A 23,288-nucleotide genomic window follows, 5' to 3' on the forward strand; every position below is an offset into this window, starting at 1 on the left:
CGACCGCACCGGTCGACGGCGCGGCAAGACCGCGCGCCCACACCGGCGCGCGCTGATCGACACGATAAGCCAAACGCCGGCTTTACGCGAGGTGCGTCGGGCGCTCAGGCCGTGGCGGCGAACGCGCTCGTCGCGATGCGCGCCGCCGATGCGACGACGTCCGCACGTGCCGCCGCGTCGGCACGCGGCTGCGTGAACGACACGGCCAGCACGATCGGCGCGCGCGACGGCGGCCACAGCACCGCGACGTCGGTCGTCGTGCCGTAACCGCCGGTGCCGATTTTGTCCGCGATGCGCCAGCCGGGCGGCACGCCGGCCGCGATCCCGGTCGCACTCCGCGCGCCGCCGGTCATCCATTCCGTGAGCTGCGCACGCTCCGGTTCGCGCAGCGTATCGCCGAGCAGCAACCGCTGCAGCGTGTCGACCATCGCGACCGGTGTCGACGTATCGCGCTCGTCGCGGGGCGCCGCCTGGTTCAGTTCGGGTTCCCAGCGGTCGAGCCGGAACACGGTGTCGCCGCTTTCGTGCGCGAACGCCGTGACCGCCTGCGGGCCGCCGAGCACGCCCATCAGCAGGTTACCGGCGCCCTTGTCGCCCGACTGCAGCATCGCCGTGCAGAGCTGTGCGATCGTCATCCCCGTGTCGACGTGGCTTTCCGTCACCGGCGAGCCAGCCACGACTTCATAGCGGCGATACAGGATGCGACGCGGCAGCAGCGACGCGTCGAGCGAGCCGCGCGCGAGTATCGCTGCGGCGGCGACGACCGCATAGGTGCCGCACAGCGGGAAGCGCTCGCGCGCGTGATGCGCGATGCGCGTGCCGTTCGACGTATCGAGTGCGGCAACGCCGAGCCGGCCGTTCGACGCTTTTTCGAGCGCGGCGAGTTCAGCCTGGGCGGCATGTGCGCGCCCCTGGTCGGCGACGGGCGCGGACGAGCACGCGGCGACGAACGGCGCGGCGACGGCGGCGAGCAACAGCGAGCGGCGGGTCGGTGAGTGTTCCATGGATGAAGGGTGTTCGGTCGGAAACGGTGGCACGGAGCAACGCGCGTGCGCATCGACGATGCACACGCATTCACGCCGACGGCCGGCTCGCGACGGCTTGCGCCGCGCATCCCCGAAGACGCCCGTCGGCCCGCATGCGGCGGGACGCAGTGAACAGGCCCTAGCGTAGCAGCGAGCGCGGCCCGCGTCAGCCTTGCGACGAAGGCAGGTATGGCATCGGATTGACCGGCTTGCCGTCGCGCCGCACTTCGAACAGCAGCGCGACACGCGAGTTGTCGAGGTCGCCCATCTCGGCGATCTCGTCGCCCCGGCGCACGATGTCGCCGGTCTTCACGAGCAGCTTGCGGTTGTGCGCATAGGCCGTGAGGAAATCCGCGTTGTGCTGGACGATGATCAGGGTGCCGTAATCGTTCAGGCCGCTACCCGCGTACATCACGCGGCCGTCGGCCGCCGCGCGCACCGGATCGCCCGGCCGGCCGGCGATCTGGATGCCGCGGTTCTGCCCGGGCCGGAACGCGTCGACGATCTTGCCGCGCGCAGGCCACGTGAGCGCCACCGCACCCGCATGCCGCCTGATTTCCTTCACGACCTGCCGATCACTCGCCGCCGACGCGCTCGCCTGCGCGTCGCCCGCCGCAGTGCTCGCGGCGGCCGGCGCGGCAGCCGGTGCGCCGCCAGTCGCGCCCGATGCCTGCAACGGCTGCTGGCGGACGATGCGCAGCACCTGGCCCATGCGCAGCCGGCCTCGCCCATCGAGTTTGTTCCAGGTGCGCAGATCGGCGACGCTGCAGTCGTTCGCGGACGCGATGCCCGACAGCGTGTCGCCGCGTTTCACCACGTACTTCTGCGCGACGAGAATGGGCGCAGGCGGCGTCGCAGGCGCGGCCGCCTGCGTGGCGACAGGCTGGCCCGATGCCGAGCCCGCCAGCGTGTCGCTCGGCGGGACGGACTGCGAGCTGGCACAACCGGCCATGACGAGCACCGCGGCCAGGCCGGGCAGCCACGCCGACTTGCGGCAAATCTCGCGCTGTTTCATGGACGATCGACTCCGGTTTGACAATCTTTCAAGCATCTCAAAAACGGAACGGCCGACGTGTAACCGGATGCAAACAATGATGACAAACGATCACGAACGGGGCGCCGGCGGACACTCGTTACCGGTAATACGGTCGATTTCGGAAAAACTTGACGGGGTTTGGTGTGCGATGCGGAAGAAATTTCGCAATGCGCCGATATTTCGAATGGCTTTCAATGCGCGCAAGGTCGCGTCGGACAGCCGCTGCGGCCTCTGACGGCCGCTCGTTCATCGCAGCCAGTCGACCAGTTCCGCGCAGGCCCACGCGACGCCGATGCACAGGAACAGCACGTGCAACGCAATCTTGAACGACACGCCCCACGACGAATCGACCCGCATGACAGTCTCCCCCGGTTGATATGCGGCCATGATCCGGCATCGATCCCGCCCCGAAAATGCGGAACCGGCGAACGGCGTCTCAGGCGCAGCCTGAGACCGGCGCGACGGTTCCTGCTAACTTATCGGCCATACCAATCCTCACACGCCCACCCCGCCATGCGCTTCGACCTGACCGACCTGCGGCTCTTCCTGAACATCTGCGAGGCCGGCACGATCACGGGCGGCGCCGAGCGCACCCACATCACGCTGCAGGCAGCAAGCGAACGCATTCGCGGGATGGAGAACGAACTCGGCGTGCCGCTGCTGCACCGGACCAAGTCCGGCGCGCAGGTGACCGACGCCGGCCGCGCGCTCGAGCACCACGCACGCACGGTGCTGCAGCAGATCGACCACATGCGCGGAGAACTGCAGCAATACGGCCAGGGGTTGCGCGGGCATATCCGGCTGCTGTGCAACACGGCGTCACTGAGCGAATACCTGCCCGACGCGCTCGCCGCATATCTGCCGCATCATCCGAAACTGTCGATCAGCGTCGAGGAGCGCTCGAGCCAGGAAATCGTGCACGCGATCCGCAACAAGACGGCCGAGGTCGGCATCGTCGCCGATTCGGTCGGACTCACCGGACTCGAGCAGAAGCCGTTCCGCGAGGACTGGCTGATCGCGGTCGTGCCGGCCGGGCATCCGCTCGCCGCGCGCGGCAAGGTCGCGTTCGACGAGATCGCCGACGCGGATTTCATCGGGCTGACCGACGGCAGCGCGCTGCAAGTCCATCTCGGCGACCAGGCGCGTGCGCTCGGCAAGCGGATCCGCTACCGTGTGCAGCTGAAGAGTTTCGATGCGATCTGCCGCGTGATCGAAAGCGGCGTGGGAATCGGCATCGTGTCGCGCCATGCAGCCGAGCGCGCGATGCAGACGATGGACGTGCGGCTCGTCGAGCTGTCCGACACATGGAGCCACCGCAAGCTCACGCTCTGCGCGAGATCGTTCGATGCGCTGCCCAAATATACGCAGGCGTTCGTGTCGTATCTGTCGGGCGAAACGTCATCGCACTGAACGCCGCGCGCCATTCGCAACAGCCGGTCGAGACACGAGGAGGCACCGCCGACATGACGAAATCCGATCTCGCCCTGCACTATCGCGCCTACATCGACTGCCTGAACCGCCAGGACTGGCCGGCGCTCGGCCAGTACGTCGCCGACAACGTGATCCACAACGACCGGCCGCTCGGCCTGGCCGGCTACCGCGCGATGCTGGAGCAGGATTTCCGCGACATTCCCGATCTCCATTTCGAGATCCGGCTGCTGGTGTGCGAACCGCCGCGCATCGCATGCCGGCTTCGCTTCGCCTGCGCGCCGAGCGGCAGGTTCATGGGGCTCGCCGTCGACGGCACGCGCATCACGTTCGCCGAGAACGTGTTCTACGAATTTCACGACGGCAAGATCCGGCAGGTCTGGTCGGTGATCGACAAGGCCGCGATCGAAGCGCAGCTTTAGCATCGCTGCGGGACGGCCGCCGGACGGCATCGACGGCCGATATGCGGCTGAATTCGAGCCTTATGGGTAACGTTTTCCACGACATTCCAACGGAAACGCGTCGCTCGAATTCCTTTCCGATGCGTCCGCCATTGCCGATACGTCACGCTGCACCGCAGCGAAAATAACAATAAATCGCGGAAATTCCCCCTTAACACGCAATCTCCATCACACCTCCCGCTTCGATCATTCGGGTTTTCACTGGCGCATCCGGCGTGAAAGCACATTGACACAGAAGCAATCGATGCCTACATTTGGAAAACGTTTTCCAATGGGCCGGCGCACGGTGGCCATCGCCCGCTCAGGGGGGAACGCGCGCCTGCTCGAGTTGTGACCGAAGCCGTCCGCCTGCAGGGATCAGGGTTCAAGGTGGACGCCCAGGGTCGAGCGCGGCAACGGCTGCACCCGCTTGTCTTTCATCACTATTCGAACCTGGAGACACAATGCATACGCGCAGCAGATTCGCGCTCGGCGCCGCGCTCAGCGCCCTTTCCGTCCTGTTCGTCAGCGCATGCGGCGGCAACGACGTGTCGGCCCCGCCGCCGTCGTCACCTCCGCCATCGACCCCGGCGCTCGCGCCGAACTCGCTGCAGGCGCTCGTCTACGGCGCCCCCGACACCAGCGTGCCGGCGGGCACGAACATTCCGGTCACGATGATGGGCCAGATGCGCGCGCTGTTCGACCTGATCCGGAAGTCGCCCGACTTCACGCAGGTCGTCATGGATCTCGGCGACGGTTCGCCGGTTCACGTGCTCGACACGAACACCGGCGACAAATTCCTGCCCGGCAAGCTCGCGCTCGGCCTGTCGTACATCCTGATCGACATGAAGTCCAAGGGCGACCCGCAATACGCGAGCTACCTCGCGACGTACCAGACAATCACGACCGCGATGATGGCGCAGTCGGGGACCAACTACACGTATGCAAACACCTCCTGGGGCGAGTACTACTATCTCGTCGCGCTGAACAACCTGAAGGCGCACGGCATGCTCAACGAAGTCTTCAGCGACGCGATGCTCGCGACGCTGCAGCAACGGCTCACCTTCTGCGACATGTTCGGCCCCGATGCAAGCGGCAAGACCAGCACCTGCCCGACCGCCGGCACACCGATCGACATCGCGTCGCTCAACACCGCGCAGAATTACTATGCGGTGTCCTACGGAATCGCCGGCCTGCGGCAGAAACTCGGCTGGAGCAATCCGTCGTTCTCGTCTGCGACCGATCCGGCCGTCGCGACGATGGGCGCGCGCGATGCGCTGCTCTATACGGTGACGAACCACATTCGCAAGGATTCGTCGGGCGGGTTCTCCGACGAAGCGTCGAACACGCACACCACCTATTACGACCAGGCGCGCTACGATCGCTACAGCACGCTGCTGATCGGCGAAGTGGTCGAGCGCACGTTCGAGATGGGCAACGAGGCCAATCTCACGCCGGAACTGAAGGGCTACCTGCGCAAATCGGTCGATCTGATCCTGCCGCAACTGAATGCCGACGGCCAGGGCTTCAACTACGGCCGTTCGATCGGCCCGTACGGCGATTCCGCGTTCATGGAAGTCCTGACGGCGGCGGCCAATGCGGGCGTGCTGACCGACCAGGAAAAGCAGGTTGCGTATGCGTTCATCTACCGGGCAGCGCGTCGCTTCGACACGTACTGGTACGACCCGTCGCTGCCGACACCGTCGGTGAACATGTGGGTCAAGGGTCGCGGCACGGACGCCTATCGCGGCAAGCCGCGCGTGATGGGCGAGAACTTCAGCCTGCTGCACCAGTATCTGTACGTGAACGCGTGGTGGAACAAGCTCGGCTTCGGCGGCAAGGCGCCGATGGACGATGCGAGCTACGACCAGTGGCTCGACGCGTTGCCGCGCTACACGCTCACCTGGTACAACCAGCCCGGCGATACCGCGCATCCATACAACGCGGCGCTGCTCACCGTGCGCGACGGGCGCCGCGTGATCAACCTGAATCTCAGCCAGGCGCCCGACTACAACTCGTTCACGCCGTACTACCCGGTGCCGTTCTCCGACAAGCTGATCTACGGCACGACCGATCTGGGTTATGCACTGCTGGTGCCGCAGGTGTCGTACAACGGGAAGATCTACGTTCCCGTCACGTACTACAAGAACCTCAACGTGCAGCAGGCCAATGGGCAGGTGATCGTGTCGTTCGACACGACGAAGTTCCGTCTCGCGTCGAAGAACGCAGCGTACACGACGGACCTCGACCTGCAGGTGCATACCGTGCTGACGTTCGCGCACGGCACGATCTCGCGCAGCGACACGCTTGGCACGGGCACGCTCGCCGGCAACCTGTCGGTCGAGACGGACTTCGCGTCGTTCGCGGACTTCGCATCCACGCAAGCCAACGGCGACAGCGCGTCGGTGACGTACGCGAACAGCACCGCGACCGGCTATGTGGCGTCCGGGTTCGACACCTGCGCGCTGTCCGCCTTCGACACGGTCAACGGTGCGACGAACCCGCTGTCGACGACGCCGATCGGCCAGCTGCATTCGAACTTCGCGTGCAAGACCGGTCCGTTCGCACTCGGTGCGGGCGCCACCCGCACGTTCGGATGGACGCTGATGTACGCCGACCCGGCCTGAGCGGCATGACTGCCGCTCAGTGAGCATCCCCGAAGCCGGCCCTCGAAGCCGGCTTCGGGGCATGGATGAACGCGCAGTGCGCGTGTCGGCGATACGCGCTCACAGCCGCGCCGCAACCGCCATGTAGGCGCCGAGCGCGATCATCCCGACGAAGAAGCAGCGCTTGAACGCGTTCTCGCTCATCACGCGCCGCGCATATTGCCCGCCGATCATCCCCGCGAGTGCCGGCACGAGCGCCAGCACCGATACGCCGAGATCGACCGTCTGCAGCGCGCCCGTCACGCGCAACTGCAGCCCGAGCGCGACCGTTGACGCGGTAAACGACAACCCGAGCGCCTGGATCAGGTCGTCCTTCGGCAGGCACAGCGCTTGCAGGTACGGCACCGCGGGCACGACGAACACACCGGTCGCGGCCGTCACGACGCCCGTCAGATAGCCGACCGCGGCCGACAGCCACTTTTCGTATCGACCCGGCGCGGGCAGTCGCGCGGCGGCGAGCCCCCAGCAGCCGTATGCGACCAGCACGACGCCGAGTGCCGCGTGGGTCCACGCGCTGCCGGCCGCGAGCGCGGGCAGCCCGCCCGTCAGCGTGCCGATCGTCAGCCCGGCGAGCAGCGGCCACAGACGCCGCAGCAATGAGCCGAACGACGGGCCGAGCCACAGCTGCCACACATTGGTGATGAACGACGGCACGAGCAACAGGCTCGCGGCGGCCGACGGCGGCATCGCAAGCGTCAACAGCCCCATCGCGATCGTCGGCAGCCCGAGGCCGATCATGCCCTTGACCGCGCCGGCCAGCAGAAAGACCAGCACGACGATCGTCAGCGTATGGGTTTGCATGGAGGCGTTCCGTCCGGGTGAACACGGCGCCGATGATGAATCACCGTCACGCCGCCGGCCATCTGGCTTTGCCTGACGCTGGCTCGGGCCCGCCCGGTGGGCCTCGTCGCCTCGTCATCCCGCCATGCCCGCCGTTCATCCCTCGTGCGCCGGCCCCTGGCCCTGCTCGCTGTCCAGGTGCGCCATCTGGGGCGCCGGATAACGCTCGCCGGCAGCCGCCCCGGCGGGAATCGCCGTTTCGATGTGACTGAGATCATCGACCGTTAGTTGCAACTTAACCGCCTGCCACGCGTCCTGGAGTTGCGTGCGCTTGCGCGCGCCGATCAGCGGCACGATGTCGTCGCCGCGCGACAGCGCCCATGCGATCGCGATTTGCGCCGGGTTGCTGCCCTTCTCGTCGGCGATCGCGCGCAGCGCATCCACGAGCGCGAGATTGTGCGCGAGGTTCTCGCCCTGGAAGCGCGGGCTGGCCGCGCGGAAGTCGCGCTCGCCCTGCCGCGCCGCGCTCCAGCCGCCGCCGAGCAGCCCGCGCGACAGCACGCCGTAGGCCGTCACGCCGATCCCGAGCTCGCGGCACACCGGCAGGATGTCAGCCTCGATCCCGCGCGACAGCAGCGAGTATTCGATCTGCAGGTCGGCGATCGGCGCGACGGACGCCGCGCGGCGGATCGTGTCGGCACCCACCTCCGACAGGCCGATATGGCGCACATGACCGGCCTTCACGAGATCGGCGATCGCGCCGACCGTCTCCTCGATCGGCACCGCCGGATCGACGCGCGCCGGCCGGTAGATGTCGATGTGGTCGGTGCCGAGCCGCTTCAGCGAATACGCGACGAAATTGCGGATCGCTTGCGGCCGCGCGTCGTAGCCCACGAACGCGCCGGCCGGATCGCGCAGCGCGCCGAATTTCACGCTGATCAGCACCTGGTCGCGCGTGCGGCCGCGCAGCGCGTCGCGAATCAGCATCTCGTTGTCGCCCATCCCGTAGAAGTCGCCCGTGTCGAGCAGCGTGATCCCGCTGTCGAGCGCCGCGTGCAGCGTCGCGATGCTTTCGTCTCTATCGGCCGGCCCATAGAGATCCGACATCCCCATGCAGCCGAGCCCGACCGCCGATACCTGCGGGCCCGTGCGGCCCAGTTGGCGCTTGTCCATGTCCGTTTCCTTGCGGTGGTGAGTGAATGAACCGGATTCTGGCCGCATTGCGGCGCGCGATAAACGCGAAACGTCCAACCAAATCATTCGACGCTGATTAACAATGGAGCCTGTTCCAATCCGCCACGCTTCCGCTCCGCATGGACCATCTGCAAGCAATGCGCATCTTTGCGCGCGTCGCCCACCTCGGCAGCTTCACGAAAGCGGCCGAGCAGCTGCAATTGCCGCGCCCGACGGTCAGCAATGCCGTCCAGTATCTGGAAAAACACCTGAGCGTGCGCCTGCTGCAACGAACCACCCGGCGCGTCGCGCTCACCGCCGAGGGCGCCACCTACTACGAGCGCTGCACGCGGCTGCTGGCCGATCTGGACGACGCCGAGACGCTGTTCGACGACGCCGGCGCCGCGCCGCGCGGCGTGATCCGCGTCGACCTGCCCGAGCGTTTCGCGCTGAACAAGGTGATTCCGGCGCTGCCGGATTTCCACGCGCGCTATCCCGACTTGCGCGTCGTGCTCAGCACGACCGACCGATTCGTCGATCTCGTCGCCGACGGCATCGACTGCGCGGTGCGGGTCGGCGTACTGTCCGACACATCGCTGGTCGCGCGCCGCGTCGGCGAGATGGCGCAGATCAACTGCGCGTCGCCCGCGTATCTCGCGCGATACGGCACGCCGCGCTCGCCGGACGATTTGCCCGACCACGTCGCGGTCGGCTACTTCTCGAGCCGCACGGGCCGCGAGCTGGACTGGGAATATGCGGACATGGATTCGGGCACGCTGCAGACCGTGAAGATGCGCAGCGTGGTGGCGGTGAACAGCTCGCAGGCGTATCTCGCGTGCTGCCTGGCAGGCCTCGGGCTGATCCAGGCGCCGCGCGACGGGCTCGCGTCGCTGCTCGAGGACGGCTCGCTGGTCGAGGTGCTGCCGGAGTGGCATGCCGCGCCGCTACCGGTGTCGGTCGTGTTTCCGAACGGCCGGCATCTGGCGCCGCGCGTGCGGATCTTCGTCGACTGGCTCGCGCAAACGCTCGACGACGCGCACCGCGCAGCATGACGAAAGCCGGCACCGGAGCAACCCGCCCCGGGCGCCGGCAGGTCAACCTCAGAACTTGTGGCGGATCGCGGCGCGCACCGCGAACTGGTTCGCAGACGACGACGGGCCGTCCGTCCCGACCACGTAGCCGCCGTCGGCCGCGGTGCCGGTCTTGTCGCCGGCGACCTTCTGCCATGCGCCCTGCAGGTACACGTCGGTGCGCTTGGACAGGCTGTAGTCGGCCATCAGCCCGACCGTGTGGTATTTCGGCTTGAACGAACCGGCCGCCGCGTCGAACTTGCCGTCCGTGTACACGTACTGCGCGCCGAGATAGAAATCGGGCGTGAGCTGGTACTTGCCGTTGATCTCGAAGTTCTGGAACTTGGTCGCGGTCAGTCCGAGACCGGAGAACGTCGACGCTGGCAAGTAGACGGTCGACACCGGATTCTTCACGTCGGTCTTCGTATAGACGAAGCCGACCGTCGCCGGACCGAACGAGTAGTTGACGCCACCGCCGAAGATGCGCAGGCGATCGGCGACGAAGTTCGCATCGTCGGCCGCGATTGCGCCCGCGCTGCCGACACCCGGGCTGTTCGCCTGCAGGTATGCAGCCGCGACCTGCAGCCCGGCCAGCGAATACTGCGCGCCGATGCTGTACTGGCGGTTGGTCGAGAAGCCCGTGCTGTTGCTGAAGCTGTAGGTGCCGCCGAACGACAGCCCGTTCCAGTCGGGGCTCGCGTACTTGACCGTGTTGTTGACGCGGAACGAGTTGTCCGTGTTGTCGTTGTCGAACGGGTGCGAGAACAGCGTGCCGCCCCAGTTGCCGTTCGCGGTCAGCGGCGCGAGATAGTCGACGACGGAATCGTACTGACGGCCGAACGTCAGCGTGCCGAAGCGCGACGCGCTCAGCCCGACGAACGCCTGGCGACCGAACATCCGGCCGCCCTGGTTGAGCCGGCCGTTGTTCACGTCAAAGCCGTTTTCCAGCGTGAAGACCGCCTTCAGCCCGCCGCCCAGATCCTCACTGCCCTTCAGGCCCCAGCGGCTGCCCTGCGCATAGCCGCTCGCGAGCTGGTAATTCGTTTTTCCGACCCCGTTTACGTTGACGTTGTTCGTGTAGTTGAAGCCCTCGTCGATCAGGCCGTACAGCGTCACGCTGTCCTGCGCGAAGGCCGGCGCGGCGAAGGCGGCCAGCGCGGCGGCAAAAATGACGTGCTTCTTCATGACGGATCTCCGGAGCCGGGTGCCGGGCAGGCCATGCGCCCGGCGGTTGTTTGGTCTGTTTTATAGAGGTGGCCCGCAGGGCGGACTGCGCGGTGTGCGGCCGCGAGGACAAAATGGTGTCACGTCGCAAACCGCCCGTCCATCGGGGCGTGGGCCGGGCACGCAAAGCGTTGCGCTCGTCCAACTCCCCTGTTCCCGCCACGCCCCGATCAGGCTTGTCGGCACCGGCTGGCAGGCCCTCCATCCGCGTAAACCCGGACAGCGTCACATCGGTGGCACAATGCGCATCCGTTCGTCATTTCTTCACGAAGTCATGCTTCACCCCGATTCATGCGCGGCGGGTGCCGGTCGTGCACGCGGCGCGCGCCGGGAGGCGGCCCGATGACCGCCGCCGCCCGGGCCGGCCGCTACGCCGAGCTCGATTTCTTCCGCGGCCTCGTGCTGCTGGTGATCGTCGTGGACCACATCGGCGGCAGCATCCTGTCGCGCGTGACGCTGCATGCGTACGCGCTGTGCGATGCGGCCGAGGTGTTCGTGTTCCTCGGCGGTTTCGCGACCGCCATCGCGTACAACTCGCTCGCCGAGCGGCACGACGAGGCAGCCGCGCGCCAGCGTTTCATCCGCCGCGCCTTCGAGATCTACCGTGCCTTCCTCGTGACGGCCGGGTTGATGCTGCTCATCACCGCCGTGCTGAACGCATTCTCGATCGATGGCCCGAACATGCCGACCAACGATCTCGACGGCCTGCTCCACAAGCCGCTCGCCGCGCTGCGCGACATCCTGCTGTTTCGCCGCCAGCCGTATCTCGCGTCGGTGCTGCCGATGTATGCGTTCTTCGCGCTGCTCGTCCCGCTCGCGCTGCCGCTCGCGCGCACGCAGCCGTGGCTGATGCTCGCGTTCAGCGGCTCTCTGTGGTACGCGGCGCCGCACATCGCGCGCTTCTTGCCGACCGTCGAAGGCGCGCCGTGGGACTTCAATCCGTTCGCGTGGCAGTTCCTGTTCGTGCTCGGCGTGATCGCACGCTGCCAGCCCGTCTACCAGACGCTCGCGCCGAAACCGCAGGGCTGGCTGCTGACGGCCGTGTCGCTCGCGATCGTCGCGGCCGGCGCGTACTATCGGCTGCGCGTCGAGCCGTTCCCGACCGATCCGTCGATCAAGCAGAATCTCGGCGCGCTGCGGCTCGCGAACTTCCTCGCGATCGCGTGGCTCGCGGCCAAGCTCGTGCACCTCGGTTGGATGAAGAAGGTCGCGCACGCGATGCCGTGGATCGGCACGATCGGCCGCCAGGGGCTGTTGTGTTTCGTCGCCGGCACCGGCATCTCGCTCGCGGTCGACTCGCTGCTTTACCAGGCGACCGAAGGCTATCTGAACGTGCCGCTCGGCCTGACCGCCGACGTCGTCGCGATGGGCCTGCTGTATCTCGTCGCGAAGCTCTACGCCCCGCTGGTGTCGCGGCTGCCGTTCCCGTTCCGTTCGCGGTGATGATGCGCCGCGCCGTCATGCGCCGCTGCTACGATAGCGGGCGCCTCTCCTGAAACGATCGCCATGCGCCGACTCGCCCTTCCGTTCTCCGCCGCCCTGATCGCCGGCGCCATCGCCACCGCCCACGCCACGCCGGTCGGGCCTGCGGTTTCGCCGGCGTCATCCGCACCCGCGGTCGCAACCGTCCCGCCCGCAACGATCGCGCCGGCCGCCCAGGAACCGTCGGTCAATCCGGGCAGCAGCATCGTGATGCGCGCGTTCCGGTCGGCGTCGCTGAAGCGCGACTGGTCTTACACGGTCTATCTGCCGCCCGGCTACAACCCGGAAGGCGCGCGCTATCCGGTGCTGTATCTGCTGCACGGCAACGCCGGCAACGCGAACGACTGGATCACCCAGGGCCGGCTGCAGGCCACCGCCGACACGCTGATCGAGCGCCGCGAGATTCCGCCCGTCGTGATCGTGATGCCGCAAGGCGGCACCGACTGGTACGTCGATCGCAAGGAGAAGATGCAAAGCGCGTTCCTCAACGACCTGCTGCCTGAGGTCGAAGCGCACTTCGCGGTGTCGAACCAGCGCGCGGGCCGCGCGATCGGGGGCGTGTCCATGGGCGGCTTCGGCGCGCTGCGTTTCTCGCTGCTCGAGCCGGGCCTGTTCTGCGGCGCGATGCTGCTGAGCCCCGCGATCTACGCGAACGAGCCGCCGCTCAATTCCGCCGCGCGTTATGTCGGCGTGTTCGGCGACCGGCAGTTCGACTCGCGCGTGTGGCACGAGCTGAACTACCCGGCGCTGATGCGCGGCTATTTCGCGCGCACCTGGCGCGTGCCGATGTTCATCGCGGCGGGCGACGACGACCTGACGATCCAGGCCGAATCGAGCGTGCTGTACACGCAGCTGCGCCGCGCGCAGAATCCGGCGGAACTGCGTATCGTCGACGGTGGACACACGTGGGAAGTATGGCGCGGGCTGCTCGGACTCGGGCTGAAGTATGCGCTGGAGTGCGTGAAGTAACGACGCCGATGACGCGTCGACCGGCGCATGCATCGCGCGCCCGCCGCCGCTTTCCTCACCCAACCCGCAGGGGATCAAGCCATGTCTGTCTCGAAGAAGTTCGCCGCCGTCACGGGCGCCGGATCCGGTATCGGCCGTGCCGCGGCAATCGCACTCGCGAACGCCGGATATGCCGTCGCGCTCATCGGACGCAAGGAAGCATCGCTGCGTGACACGAAGGAAGCGATCGTCGCCGCCCAGGGCGACGCACACGCATTTCCGGCCGACGTCGCCGACGAAGCGTCGGTCGAACACGCGTTCGCGCAGATCGCGCGGCAGTTCGGGCGGCTGGACGTCCTCTTCAACAATGCCGGCCGCAACGCACCGGCCGTTCCGCTCGACGAATACGAGTTGAGCGTATGGAACGACGTCGTCGCGACCAACCTGACGGGCGTCTTTCTGTGCGCGCGGGCCGCGTGGCGCGTGATGAAGGCGCAAACGCCGCAGGGAGGCCGGATCATCAACAACGGCTCGATCTCGGCCTACACGCCGCGCCCGAACACGATCGCGTACACGGCCACCAAGCACGCGGTGGCCGGCATCACCAAGTCGCTCGCGCTCGACGGCCGCGCGTACAACATCGCGTGCAGTCAGATCGACATCGGCAACGCGGCGACGTCGCTGACGGATCGCATGACGGAAGGCGTGCTGCAGGCCGATGGGCGCATGGCGCCCGAGGCGCGGATGGACGTCATGCACGTCGCGAACGCGGTCGTTCAGATGGCGAACCTTCCGCTGGATACGAACATCCTGAACATGACGATCATGGCGACCACGATGCCGTTCGTCGGGCGTGGATAACGCCGCGGCGCCCCGCGCGATTCAGCGTTCGTGATAGATCGCGAGCCAGACGCTCGCCTCGTCGGGATGCGTCCACGCGACGCGATGCCGGCAATGCGGTTCGATCAGCACGTAGTCGCCGGGACGCATGTCGTGCAGCGTCGCGTCCGCTTCGAACTCGAGCACCGCGGCGCCCGACAGCAGCACCACCCATTCGGCGCGCGAATCGTCATACCAGAACCCGTCGGGGCTCGTGTGCCCCATCGACACGATCCGCTCGACGTTCAGGCGCGCGCCGGCGACGAGCACATCGACCCGTTCGTCGTCGCCGCGCGTTCCTTCGACATTGAACAGGTTGCCGGTTTGAAGCTGCATGGTTCGACCTCGGATCGGCCTTCGGCTGAAGGCGGATGACGACCACTGTAGCGCGAAGGCCGGCATCGCGGCGAACTATTCGGTATCCGTCATAAAGTCTCGCGGCCGCATGTCGTGACCCGCGTCATGCCAGCTGCTGAAAGGCGGCGACCTTGTTCCGCCCGGTCGCCTTCGCGTAGTACAACGCCTCGTCGGCTGCCTTGATCACGGCGTCGGCCTCGGCATCGTGCTCGGGCGTCCAGCTCGCCAGGCCGATGCTGGCCGTGACATGCCCGTATTCGCTGCCCGCGTGCTCGAGCAGCAACTCGTCGATCGCCGCGCGAATCCGCTCGGCAATCTGGGCAGCGCCCGTCTCGGGTGTATCGGGGAGCAACACGACGAACTCCTCCCCGCCATAGCGGGCAGCGGTATCGACCGGCCGGCGGATGTTCTCGCCGATGCAGCGCGCAACCGCGGCCAGCGCGTCGTCGCCCGCCTGATGGCCGTAGGTATCGTTATAGGCCTTGAAACGATCGACATCGACGAACAGCAACGAGAATACCGATCGTGCCCGCCGCGCGCGACGCCACTCGCGATCCAGCACTTCCGCGAAGCTGCGGCGATTGTTCAGGCCGGTGAGACCGTCGGTGCGGGCGAGCAGCACGAGTTCCGACTCGGCGCGCATCCGGCGCCGGAGCTGCGTGCCGAGCATGAACGACACCGCGATGAACGCGGCGCCGAACGTCGCCACCAGCGCGCCGATCGTCACGGCCCGGTGCCGCCATGCCGCGTAGATGTCCTGCTCCGCTTCCGCGACCATGATGATCAGCGGCAGCTTCGGCAGATGCCTGAAGTAATAGAGGCGACGCACGCCGTCGAGCGACGCGGTTTCCGAGAACACGCCCTCCCGCGCGGCGTGGAACCGCTTGAAGGTCGCAGCCTGGCTGATGTCCCGACCGATGGTGCGGACGTCGTACGGCTGACGCATCACCATCACGCCGTCGTTGCCGATCAGCGAGATCGAACCATGCTGTCCGAGCGACAGGCCGGCGAACAGATGATGGAAATACTCGAGGTTGACCGCGATGAGCACGACGCCGGCAAACGAACCGTCCGGATTCGAGATCCGCCGCGTGAGCCCGATGCTCGGCGAGCCGCCGCGCAAGCGCGACGAGAATGGGTCGCTGACATAAAGGCCGACATTCGGATTGTCGCGGTGAACGGCGAAATACTTGCGATCGGCGAAATTGCCGCGGCGTGGCACGTCGTTGGCTGAATCGAGGATGATGTTGCCGTCGGCATCGAGTACCAGCACCGAGCCGAGAAATTGCGCCGTCATCGCATTGTCAAACAGCACGGCGCGCCGCAAGCTTGCCGGTGCGGTCATCATGTCGTGACGCCGCAGGCCTTCGATGACCGCCTGCAGCGACAGGTCGTAGAGTTCGAAATTGCGTTCGATGTCGCGCTCGGCGATCAGTCCCAGATTGCGGGAAGTTTCGCTCGCCCGCTCGAGCGCGTCGTTGCGGCTCTGGAACAGCTGCAGCACGCACAGACCCATGAGCGCGCAGGCAATCACGATACCGATCGCGACAATGGTCTGGGGAGCCGCCGACCTGAATTGCATGTGTCTCCTCGATGATCACGCTCGTGCGCGGCGCACGACGCGATTACTTCATACTAAATAACGCGCAGTGGCATATCAAGCCGTGATGCTCCAGTCACGGCGCGGCAACGGGACGCGATGCCGGTTGTCGTCCGACCGGCCCTCATACGTCCGGGTCCGGAATCCTCGCCGACTGGATCACGACCAGCGTATCGCCCGCCTCGATCCGGCACGGCGGATCCTCGTAGAACGAATGAATCTTCCCGCAGCGATCCAGGCCGACGACAATCGCGCCCGGCACAACGTTCGTCATGCAGCCGATCTCGTGCGGCAACGCCTCGCGCTCCAGCAGCGTCGCCCGCCCGCGCGTCGACAGCATGTCGTTCACGAACGGCACGATGTAACGGCTATGTACCGCGTCCGCGAGCAACAGCGCGCCGATCTTCGTCGACGACACGATCACGTCCGCGCCCGCCTGCCGCAGTTGCCGCTGATACAGGTTCTCCTGGATCCGCACGACGATCTTCGTCTCCGGCGCGATGCTGCGCACCGACAGCGTCAACAGGATCGCGGTCGGGTCGTCGGTCACCGAGATGATCACGGCCTTCGCCGCGCGCACCTGCGCCTGTTGCAGCAGATCCTCGTGCGCGGGATCGCCGAGCAGCCCGGTCACGCCGAGCGACGTCGCGGCCTCGAGCGCCTGCTGCTGCGCATCGATCACGATGATCGTCGACGGGTCGACGCCGCTTTCGAGCAGCTCGCGCACGGCGATCGACCCCGACAGGCCATAGCCGCATACGACGATGTGATCGGACAGTTGCTTCTGCAGGCGTTTCATGCGGAATTCCTCGATGACGCGCTGGATCACGAACTGATATGCCGTGCCCAGGAAGATGAACCAGATGCCGATGCGGATCGGCACGATGAAGAACGCATCGATCAGACGCGCGCGCGCGGTGACCGGCACGATGTCGCCGTACCCGACCGTCGCGACCGTGACCATCGTGAAGTACACGAGGTCCGCGACGTTCATCGGCGTGCTCTTGGTCGAATCGCGCAGTCCGTCGCGATCGAGATACAGCACGAGAAACGCGAGCATGCACAGCACCACGACCGCGCCGAGACGGAACAGCAACGTGCGACGCGGCGACGTGGCCGGACGCGTGAACAGCGTGCGCGCACGCGGCGCGCGCCACGGATCGCGGGCGCGGCGCAGGCGTGAGCGCAACGAGCGGCGCTTGTCGGAGGGCGTTGCCAACGGGGAATCTCCTGAAGATTGCGGCCTCGATTCTACGACGGGAAGCGGGCGCGGCCGCTACAGCATGCTGCGCGGCCGGACCATCGTTCCGTCGGCGAAACGCCGTGCGCGGAACGCCGACAGGTCGAGCGACGGCTCGCCCGTATCGCCCCATTCGGCCAGCAGCCGCCCGACGATTGGGCCCATCGCGAAGCCGTGCCCGCAGAAGCCAGTCGCGATCGCAAGGCCGGACGGCGTTCCAGGCGCGTCGATCACCGGAATCCCGTCGGGCAGCACGTCGATCAGGCCGGCCCAGGCTTCGACGATCTGCGCGTCCTTCAGCGCGGGGAAGATCGCCTTCAGCTTCGCGAGCGCGCGCGGTGCATGCGCGCGATTCGGCTGCGGCTGCGGATCGCGCGGCTCGATCGCGCCGCCTCCACCGCCGATGCGCACGCAGGCATCGCGCCACGCCGCCGCATTCAGATGCAGCCGGAACTTCTCGCGCTGCGACCAGAACTCCGGCCAGAACAGGCTCAAGCCGCGCAGGTGGCCGAGCGTCAGATCGACGTCGACCTGCATGTCGTCGGCGAGATTGATCGCGCCGTTCCTGCGTTGCCGGATGCCGAGGCCGTGCCCCCAGATCGTCGACGCGGACACGTCGGGCAGCACGTTGGTGCGCATGCAGGTGCCGCGCACGGCCTGCTGCGGCAGCCTGATGCCGACGCCGTCGAGCAGCCGGAAGCTGGTCGCGCCGGCCGCGCAGATCACGCGCCGCGTGCGGATCGTGCCGCGCTCGGTCACGACGCCGACGACCGCGCCGCCGGCCGTCTCGATCGCCGTCACGCCGCAGCCCTCGAAGAAACGCGCGCCGGCTTCGGCCGCGCGCGCCGCGAACGCGGCGGCCACGCGGCGCGGCTCGGCCTGCCCGTCGGTCGCCGTATACAGCCCGCCGAGCGTGCGCGCCTGCGCTGACAGGCCGGTCACGCGTGCGTCGATTTCCGCGCGGGTCAGCGTGCGCGTGTCGAGCCCGTGTTCGCGTGCGACGGCGAGCCATGCCTGGAACGACGCCCAGTCTTCTTCGTTGTCCGCCATATACAGGCAACCGCCCTGCCGCCATTCGAGATCGAAGCCGAGCGCCTGCTCGAGCCCTTCCCAGATCCGCATGCCGGCCATCATCAGCGGCACTTCGGCGGACTCGCGGCCCTGCTGCCGCACGAAGCCCCAGGCGCGCGTCGATTGCTGGCCGGCGATGCGCGACTTGTCGAGCACGACGGCCTTCAGGCCGCGCAGGCCGAGGTAATAGGCGGCCGCGCAGCCCATGATGCCGGCGCCGGCGATCACGATGTCGGCTTCGGCCGGAAACGCCGTGTCGGCGCGCGTCAATGCGTCATGCAGCGGATAGGTTGTCGTCATTGTTCTCTGGTGACGTCGATACGTCGGGCGCATCCATCGACGTTCGCGATGGCATGCACGGGATCATGCGGTCGGGCTCCGGACGGAGCTGGCAAACAGGCGGGACGGTCGATGAACCGTCCGGCAGCGGCCCCGCCGCCGGTCATTCTTGCTCATCGGCCGTCCCCATTTTTTCGCCTTGACGGCGCTATGTTACCGCGCGATAAACTGTACATCCATACAGTATCCCGGCAGTAAAAATGATCCTCCCCCCATTCGATCCTCCGAAGCTGAACGACCTCACCGAATGGTGGACGAAGTGCACTTACGCAGACGTACAGCGCCTGATACTCGAAGTGCAGCACCTTCGCCTGACGCTGTGGGAACTGAAGGCGCACGTCGCGGATGCATCGCGCCGGATCCGCATGCTCGATCCGGCCATGCTCGCGCATGGCTCCGCGCTGCGGCGGCTCGGCTACCTGCTCGACAAGGAGATCGAACGCGCGAATCCGATCGGCCGCACGCGCGACGTGTATGCGCCGTTTTCGGACCAGTGGCGCGCCCGCGAAGCGCTGCGTTGTGCATTGCGTGCGCAGCCGGAGCCCACGGAAGCCGGCACGCTCCCGCGCGCGATTCCGGAATTTCAGCGCGTCACGTGGGCGGAGCTTCGCGATCGCTGGCGCCATCTGAGCGACAAGCAATCGACCCGCCAGAACATCGAGCAGCGAATGGTGCTCGAGATCGTGCGCCAGCGAACCGTGATCCTCGCGCGCACGAGGAAACTCGTCGATGCCGCGATCGCCGAAGCGGCGGCGGAAGGAAAGCAGTTGTTCGCACTCGATCAACTCAAGCGGCTGCTGTCGGTCGAGCGGGAGGATGGCGAACCGTTCACGTACATGCCGGCGTAGGTCGATTGCATTCGCCCGCCATCGATTGCTGACCGGCTGACCGCGCTGGCGCGCGCGTCGACCTGTCGGTTCGCACTTCTCAAGAAATGGAAAACGGCGGATCGCCGTCAATCGTCATCCCGCTCTGCTCCTCCAACCGATGAGCATGCGGTCACCGCCGTTCGGCTCGCCAACCGAATGTCGGGCGCGACGACTCGACAACACGCGCCATCCACGCCGCGCATCCGGAACGTCCTTCGTGTCGTTCGACTTGAACGAGCATGCCCGTCCTGCGCGGGCGGGCGGCGCGCTACGCGTAGCGGCTCAGCCACTCTTCGGAGAACTTCTTCGCATAGGCGACGGCATCCGCTTCGGTATCGAATTCGCCCAGCTTGCGAAATGCCGCCTCGCGGCTGAAACCCAGCTTCGTGACCTCGACCTGAGCGGCGTACTTGCCATCCTCCGTCACGCGCGGTTCGCAGTTCATCTCGTACCCGCGCATCACAAATTTCTTCTGCATCGCTTCAATACTATTTTGAGACGGGGGAATCGTAGCATGTGGTCACGCCGCATTCACACCCGCTCCCGAAATGGGGCAGCATCGGTTTTATTAGAGTAAACCGTCAAAACGATCCACTACAAGATGCGGCTCCGTCGGCCCGGCCCATGATGTCCTGTAAAAATTTGTCGCCCCCAAGGCGACACGATGCCGCGGCCGCGGCGCACGAATGCGCCCTGCCGTGGTGCATTTCGTCGGCGCCGCGGCGCAATTACGTGCCGCCCGACGAGCAATCGTGTCCCCGCCCCACGCAATCCGCGCCTGAAGGTTGCGAACGGGCCAGCGGCGCGCCGCGCACGGCACCGGCGCGCGCGTAACGCCATGACACACCTTTCACAGAAACGCACCTTTCGCGACATGGAATGACCGTCGTTTTGCGGTAAAGTTATCTTTTCCGCGCGTGGCCGGTCGGCTCGCCCCCTGGACGTCGTCGAGACTGTCCGCCGAGACTGCCGCAAGGCGTCGTTCTGAACGTCACGATCCGTTCCCGTAGCATGACCACTGAAGCAATCACCACGGATTCCCTCGCGGTTGCCGAGCGCGTGCGCGAGCTGATGACCCGAAACGGCATCGGCAAGCGCCAGCAAACCACCGAGCTGTGCCGCATCCTCGACCTGAGCTTTTCGCAGGGTCACCGCAAACTGCGCGGCAGCAGCCCCTGGACGCTCGCGCAAATCAAGAAAGTCGCCGAAGCGTACGGCGAGCCCGCCGCTCAATTGTTCGGCGCGCAGACGCTCGACCCCGGCATGGTCGGCGCCTATTCGCAGGAGGCCGTCCTGTACGCCGGCGTCGCCGAAATTCCGTGCACCGCATGGATCGGCGCGCCGCTCGAAGCCGGCGCGCGCCCCGAGTTCGTCGCGTACGAACAGAACGGCCGCTGGCGCGTGCTGCGCCATACCGGCGTGCTGTACCAGAACGCGTACGACGTGCACAAGATCGAGATCTATCCGCGCCGCGCGGAGAGCGACAAGCTGGTCGTCGCGGTGATCGATCCCGATCGCGTCAGCGCGACCGAGCTGTGCCGCTATCTCGAGCGGCAGGGTTTCGCGACGGCCGCATTCGACGGCCTCGCGCCGTTCGTCGACGCGCTGCAGGGCCAGGCATTCGACGCAGTCGTCACCGAATGGCTGTTCGACGACAGCACGGCCGCCACCGCGATCAAGGCGGTGCGCACGTCCGACAATCCGGGCGCGCCGATCTTCGTGCTGACGGGCGACCTGCTCACGGGCCGCGCGAGCGAAGCGGACATCAGCGAAGTGATCCGCGCGTTCGACGTCGTCTGCTACGAAAAACCCGCACGCATGGCGATCCTCAGCGCCGATCTCGCGAAGCGGCTTGCACGCGGGTAATTCCGCACGCACGCGCCGTCTTTCGCATGGCCGGCGCCCGCGCGGCGCGGCGGCCGTGAACAGGTTCCTCAGTACAATAGCCGGACCTCGTTCACGACCGGCCTGCGCCGCCCGACTTCATGGCCCGCCTCATTCCCGACGACTGGAAAAGCCTCGCCGCCACCGGTGCGGCCGAACGCGAGCGCGAGACGCTTGCCGCCCTCGAACACGCGCTGCCGGACGGCTACACCGTCTATCACGGCGTGCACTGGACGCGCGCCGACCAGGGCTTCTCCGTGTTCGGCGAAGCGGCATTCGTCGTCGTGAGCCCGGCCGGCCGCGTGCTGCTGATCGAGCAGAAGGCCGGCTTCCTGCGCGAAACGCCGAAGGGGCTCGTGAAGGTCTACCTGCAGAAGGAGCGCAACGTCCCGATCCAGCTCGCGCGCACGCAGGAGACGCTGCACCGGCGCCTGACCGCCGCGCTCGGCGCGGGCGTCTACGGCGTCGAGGCGCTGCTGTACTGCCCCGACTACTCGATCCGCGAGACGGCGATCGCCGGCGTCGCGGCCGACCGCATCGTCGATGCGTCGCGCAAGGCGCAGCTCGCGCAGGTGATCCTGCAGATCCTGCCCGAACACGACGAACCGTTGCCGAACGCAGCGAAGCTGCATCATTTCCTCGCGGACGAGCTCGCGCTCACGCCCGACACGAGCGCACTCGTCGGGCAGGCCGGCACGCTCGTCACGCGGCTGTCGGGCGGGCTCGCCGCGTGGGCGCGCCAGCTCGAGTTCGCGCCGTTCCGCTTGCGCGTGACGGGCACCGCGGGTTCGGGCAAGACCCAGCTTGCCGTGCAGGCGATGCGCGACGCGGTCGCGGCCGGCAAGCGCGTGCTTTACGTATGCTTCAACCGGCCGCTCGCCGACTACATCGCGCGCATCGCGCCGCCCGGCGCGAAGATCGCGAACTACCATCAGCTGTGCGACTGGGTGGCCCGCGACGGCGGCTATACGCCCGACTTCGACGCGCCCGGCGCGTTCGAGCGGCTCGAGGCGCGTTTCGCGGAAACGGCGGTTCCGGAACGCTGGCGCTTCGATGTGCTGATCGTCGACGAGGGACAGGATTTCCACGCGCCGTGGGCGGCCGCACTGGAACGCCTGCTGGCGCCGGACGGCGCATGGTGGTGGCTGGAAGATCCGCTGCAGAACCTTTATCTGCGCGAGTCCGTCGCGCTGCCCGGCTGGGTCACGCTGAAGGCGCTGACGAACTACCGCAGCCCGCGCGACCTGCTCGAATTCGTGCGCGACGTCGTCGGCCGCGTCGAGCCGCTCGCGGCCGAACTGCGTTCGGGCAGCCCGTTCGACGGCTCCGATCCGTCTGTGTCGTCATACGGGGACGACGGCGCAACGGGCGACGCGCTCGCCGACGCGTGCATCGACGCAACCAAGCGCGCGATCACGCACGCGCTGTCGCTCGGCTTCCGCAAGCAGGACATCGCGGTGCTGTCGTATCGCGGACGCGAGAGCTCGGTGCTCGCACGGCTCGATCAGCTCGGCCCGCATCGGGTCAAGCGCTTCACGGGCAAATACGATCTGTTCGGCAACCCTGAATATCGCGAAGGCGACGTGCTGCTCGATTCGATCTATCGCTTCAAGGGGCAGTCCGCACCGTGCGTGATCCTCACCGAGATCGACTTCGACGCGCTCGATGCGCGCGCGGCCCGCAAGCTGTTCGTCGGCGCGACGCGCGCGACGATGAAGCTGCTGCTCGTCGCGTCGGCGCGCTCGGCCGCGCACCTCACGGGCGGCTGACGCAACGG

General features: G+C 67.0%; 20 protein-coding genes. 10 read left to right on the plus strand and 10 right to left on the minus strand.

Going from position 1 to position 23,288, the window contains the following annotated elements; genetic code table 11:
* Positions 1–104 precede the first annotated feature (104 nt).
* On the minus strand, positions 105–1,004 hold the full coding sequence (gene bla, locus WI26_RS21990) for a class A beta-lactamase (RefSeq protein ID WP_069227189.1): 900 nt from the start codon (positions 1,002–1,004) through the stop codon (positions 105–107).
* Between the two features lie 187 nt (positions 1,005–1,191).
* The gene (locus tag WI26_RS21995; protein WP_069227190.1) at positions 1,192–2,040 is read right to left on the minus strand and encodes a peptidoglycan DD-metalloendopeptidase family protein; all 849 of its coding nucleotides are present in this window, start codon (positions 2,038–2,040) and stop codon (positions 1,192–1,194) included.
* Between the two features lie 534 nt (positions 2,041–2,574).
* On the opposite strand from WI26_RS21995, the gene WI26_RS22000 reads away from it, so the two are divergent.
* From WI26_RS22000 to WI26_RS22010, 3 genes are all read left to right on the plus strand, one after another.
* Positions 2,575–3,471, plus strand: coding sequence for a LysR family transcriptional regulator (locus WI26_RS22000; protein ID WP_069227191.1), 897 nt, complete (start codon positions 2,575–2,577; stop codon positions 3,469–3,471).
* Positions 3,472–3,524: 53 nt separating this feature from the next.
* Entirely contained in the window at positions 3,525–3,911 is a 387-nt protein-coding gene (locus WI26_RS22005) for an ester cyclase (RefSeq protein ID WP_059464816.1), read from the plus strand.
* Between the two features lie 482 nt (positions 3,912–4,393).
* On the plus strand, positions 4,394–6,556 hold the full coding sequence (locus WI26_RS22010) for a hypothetical protein (protein ID WP_069227192.1): 2,163 nt from the start codon (positions 4,394–4,396) through the stop codon (positions 6,554–6,556).
* Positions 6,557–6,655: 99 nt separating this feature from the next.
* Here the strand turns inward: WI26_RS22010 and WI26_RS22015 are convergent, their stop codons facing one another.
* Positions 6,656–7,396: a sulfite exporter TauE/SafE family protein gene (locus WI26_RS22015; protein ID WP_069227193.1), complete on the minus strand. Its 741-nt coding sequence runs from the start codon at positions 7,394–7,396 to the stop codon at positions 6,656–6,658.
* A 135-nt stretch (positions 7,397–7,531) separates the two neighbouring features.
* Complete coding sequence (locus tag WI26_RS22020; RefSeq protein ID WP_069227194.1) at positions 7,532–8,548, minus strand: aldo/keto reductase; 1,017 nt, start codon at positions 8,546–8,548, stop codon at positions 7,532–7,534.
* A 140-nt stretch (positions 8,549–8,688) separates the two neighbouring features.
* Here WI26_RS22020 and WI26_RS22025 point away from each other — a divergent pair, with 140 nt between their 5' ends.
* Positions 8,689–9,600 (plus strand): LysR family transcriptional regulator, encoded by a 912-nt coding sequence (locus WI26_RS22025; protein WP_069227195.1) that lies wholly within the window; start codon positions 8,689–8,691, stop codon positions 9,598–9,600.
* Positions 9,601–9,648: 48 nt separating this feature from the next.
* Here the strand turns inward: WI26_RS22025 and WI26_RS22030 are convergent, their stop codons facing one another.
* Positions 9,649–10,803: a porin gene (locus WI26_RS22030; protein ID WP_059509004.1), complete on the minus strand. Its 1,155-nt coding sequence runs from the start codon at positions 10,801–10,803 to the stop codon at positions 9,649–9,651.
* A gap of 381 nt (positions 10,804–11,184) precedes the next feature.
* Between WI26_RS22030 and WI26_RS22035 the strand changes: the two genes are divergently transcribed.
* The 3 genes from WI26_RS22035 to WI26_RS22045 all read left to right on the plus strand — a co-directional run bounded on the left by WI26_RS22035 (position 11,185) and on the right by WI26_RS22045 (position 14,133).
* Positions 11,185–12,285: an OpgC domain-containing protein gene (locus WI26_RS22035; protein ID WP_059509005.1), complete on the plus strand. Its 1,101-nt coding sequence runs from the start codon at positions 11,185–11,187 to the stop codon at positions 12,283–12,285.
* A gap of 63 nt (positions 12,286–12,348) precedes the next feature.
* On the plus strand, positions 12,349–13,293 hold the full coding sequence (locus WI26_RS22040) for an alpha/beta hydrolase (protein ID WP_069227196.1): 945 nt from the start codon (positions 12,349–12,351) through the stop codon (positions 13,291–13,293).
* Between the two features lie 81 nt (positions 13,294–13,374).
* Positions 13,375–14,133, plus strand: coding sequence for an SDR family oxidoreductase (locus tag WI26_RS22045; RefSeq protein ID WP_059464647.1), 759 nt, complete (start codon positions 13,375–13,377; stop codon positions 14,131–14,133).
* A 21-nt stretch (positions 14,134–14,154) separates the two neighbouring features.
* Here the strand turns inward: WI26_RS22045 and WI26_RS22050 are convergent, their stop codons facing one another.
* From WI26_RS22050 to WI26_RS22065, 4 genes are all read right to left on the minus strand, one after another.
* Complete coding sequence (locus WI26_RS22050) at positions 14,155–14,487, minus strand: cupin domain-containing protein (protein WP_059464646.1); 333 nt, start codon at positions 14,485–14,487, stop codon at positions 14,155–14,157.
* A gap of 124 nt (positions 14,488–14,611) precedes the next feature.
* Positions 14,612–16,090, minus strand: coding sequence for a sensor domain-containing diguanylate cyclase (locus tag WI26_RS22055; RefSeq protein ID WP_069227197.1), 1,479 nt, complete (start codon positions 16,088–16,090; stop codon positions 14,612–14,614).
* 142 nt (positions 16,091–16,232) lie between these two features.
* A complete protein-coding gene (locus WI26_RS22060) occupies positions 16,233–17,327 on the minus strand; it encodes a potassium channel family protein (protein WP_059464644.1) in 1,095 nt (364 codons plus the stop codon).
* Positions 17,328–17,384: 57 nt separating this feature from the next.
* Positions 17,385–18,719, minus strand: a complete 1,335-nt coding sequence (locus tag WI26_RS22065; protein WP_069227198.1) for an NAD(P)/FAD-dependent oxidoreductase — start codon at positions 18,717–18,719, stop codon at positions 17,385–17,387.
* Between the two features lie 239 nt (positions 18,720–18,958).
* Here WI26_RS22065 and WI26_RS22070 point away from each other — a divergent pair, with 239 nt between their 5' ends.
* Positions 18,959–19,606, plus strand: a complete 648-nt coding sequence (locus WI26_RS22070) for a hypothetical protein (protein WP_069227199.1) — start codon at positions 18,959–18,961, stop codon at positions 19,604–19,606.
* Positions 19,607–19,895: 289 nt separating this feature from the next.
* Here WI26_RS22070 and WI26_RS22075 read toward each other — a convergent pair whose 3' ends face one another.
* On the minus strand, positions 19,896–20,105 hold the full coding sequence (locus WI26_RS22075) for a hypothetical protein (RefSeq protein ID WP_059464641.1): 210 nt from the start codon (positions 20,103–20,105) through the stop codon (positions 19,896–19,898).
* A gap of 533 nt (positions 20,106–20,638) precedes the next feature.
* Here WI26_RS22075 and WI26_RS22080 point away from each other — a divergent pair.
* Both WI26_RS22080 and WI26_RS22085 read left to right on the plus strand, forming a co-directional pair.
* Positions 20,639–21,493: a helix-turn-helix domain-containing protein gene (locus WI26_RS22080; RefSeq protein ID WP_059464640.1), complete on the plus strand. Its 855-nt coding sequence runs from the start codon at positions 20,639–20,641 to the stop codon at positions 21,491–21,493.
* 119 nt (positions 21,494–21,612) lie between these two features.
* Entirely contained in the window at positions 21,613–23,280 is a 1,668-nt protein-coding gene (locus WI26_RS22085) for an ATP-binding domain-containing protein (protein WP_059509010.1), read from the plus strand.
* The last annotated feature ends 8 nt before the right edge of the window (positions 23,281–23,288 follow it).

The sequence above is a fragment of the Burkholderia diffusa genome, assembly GCF_001718315.1.
GTDB lineage: Bacteria > Pseudomonadota > Gammaproteobacteria > Burkholderiales > Burkholderiaceae > Burkholderia > Burkholderia diffusa_B.

Excerpts from the sequence above, each read along its gene's own strand:
- bla (WP_069227189.1), bottom strand. The coding sequence starts at position 1,004 with ATGGAACACTCACCGACCCGCCGCTCGCTGTTGCTCGCCGCCGTCGCC.
- WI26_RS21995 (WP_069227190.1), bottom strand. The coding sequence starts at position 2,040 with ATGAAACAGCGCGAGATTTGCCGCAAGTCGGCGTGGCTGCCCGGCCTG.
- WI26_RS22000 (WP_069227191.1), top strand. The coding sequence starts at position 2,575 with ATGCGCTTCGACCTGACCGACCTGCGGCTCTTCCTGAACATCTGCGAG.
- WI26_RS22005 (WP_059464816.1), top strand. The coding sequence starts at position 3,525 with ATGACGAAATCCGATCTCGCCCTGCACTATCGCGCCTACATCGACTGC.
- WI26_RS22010 (WP_069227192.1), top strand. The coding sequence starts at position 4,394 with ATGCATACGCGCAGCAGATTCGCGCTCGGCGCCGCGCTCAGCGCCCTT.
- WI26_RS22015 (WP_069227193.1), bottom strand. The coding sequence starts at position 7,396 with ATGCAAACCCATACGCTGACGATCGTCGTGCTGGTCTTTCTGCTGGCC.
- WI26_RS22020 (WP_069227194.1), bottom strand. The coding sequence starts at position 8,548 with ATGGACAAGCGCCAACTGGGCCGCACGGGCCCGCAGGTATCGGCGGTC.
- WI26_RS22025 (WP_069227195.1), top strand. The coding sequence starts at position 8,689 with ATGGACCATCTGCAAGCAATGCGCATCTTTGCGCGCGTCGCCCACCTC.
- WI26_RS22030 (WP_059509004.1), bottom strand. The coding sequence starts at position 10,803 with ATGAAGAAGCACGTCATTTTTGCCGCCGCGCTGGCCGCCTTCGCCGCG.
- WI26_RS22035 (WP_059509005.1), top strand. The coding sequence starts at position 11,185 with ATGACCGCCGCCGCCCGGGCCGGCCGCTACGCCGAGCTCGATTTCTTC.
- WI26_RS22040 (WP_069227196.1), top strand. The coding sequence starts at position 12,349 with ATGCGCCGACTCGCCCTTCCGTTCTCCGCCGCCCTGATCGCCGGCGCC.
- WI26_RS22045 (WP_059464647.1), top strand. The coding sequence starts at position 13,375 with ATGTCTGTCTCGAAGAAGTTCGCCGCCGTCACGGGCGCCGGATCCGGT.
- WI26_RS22050 (WP_059464646.1), bottom strand. The coding sequence starts at position 14,487 with ATGCAGCTTCAAACCGGCAACCTGTTCAATGTCGAAGGAACGCGCGGC.
- WI26_RS22055 (WP_069227197.1), bottom strand. The coding sequence starts at position 16,090 with ATGCAATTCAGGTCGGCGGCTCCCCAGACCATTGTCGCGATCGGTATC.
- WI26_RS22065 (WP_069227198.1), bottom strand. The coding sequence starts at position 18,719 with ATGACGACAACCTATCCGCTGCATGACGCATTGACGCGCGCCGACACG.
- WI26_RS22070 (WP_069227199.1), top strand. The coding sequence starts at position 18,959 with ATGATCCTCCCCCCATTCGATCCTCCGAAGCTGAACGACCTCACCGAA.
- WI26_RS22075 (WP_059464641.1), bottom strand. The coding sequence starts at position 20,105 with ATGCAGAAGAAATTTGTGATGCGCGGGTACGAGATGAACTGCGAACCG.
- WI26_RS22080 (WP_059464640.1), top strand. The coding sequence starts at position 20,639 with ATGACCACTGAAGCAATCACCACGGATTCCCTCGCGGTTGCCGAGCGC.
- WI26_RS22085 (WP_059509010.1), top strand. The coding sequence starts at position 21,613 with ATGGCCCGCCTCATTCCCGACGACTGGAAAAGCCTCGCCGCCACCGGT.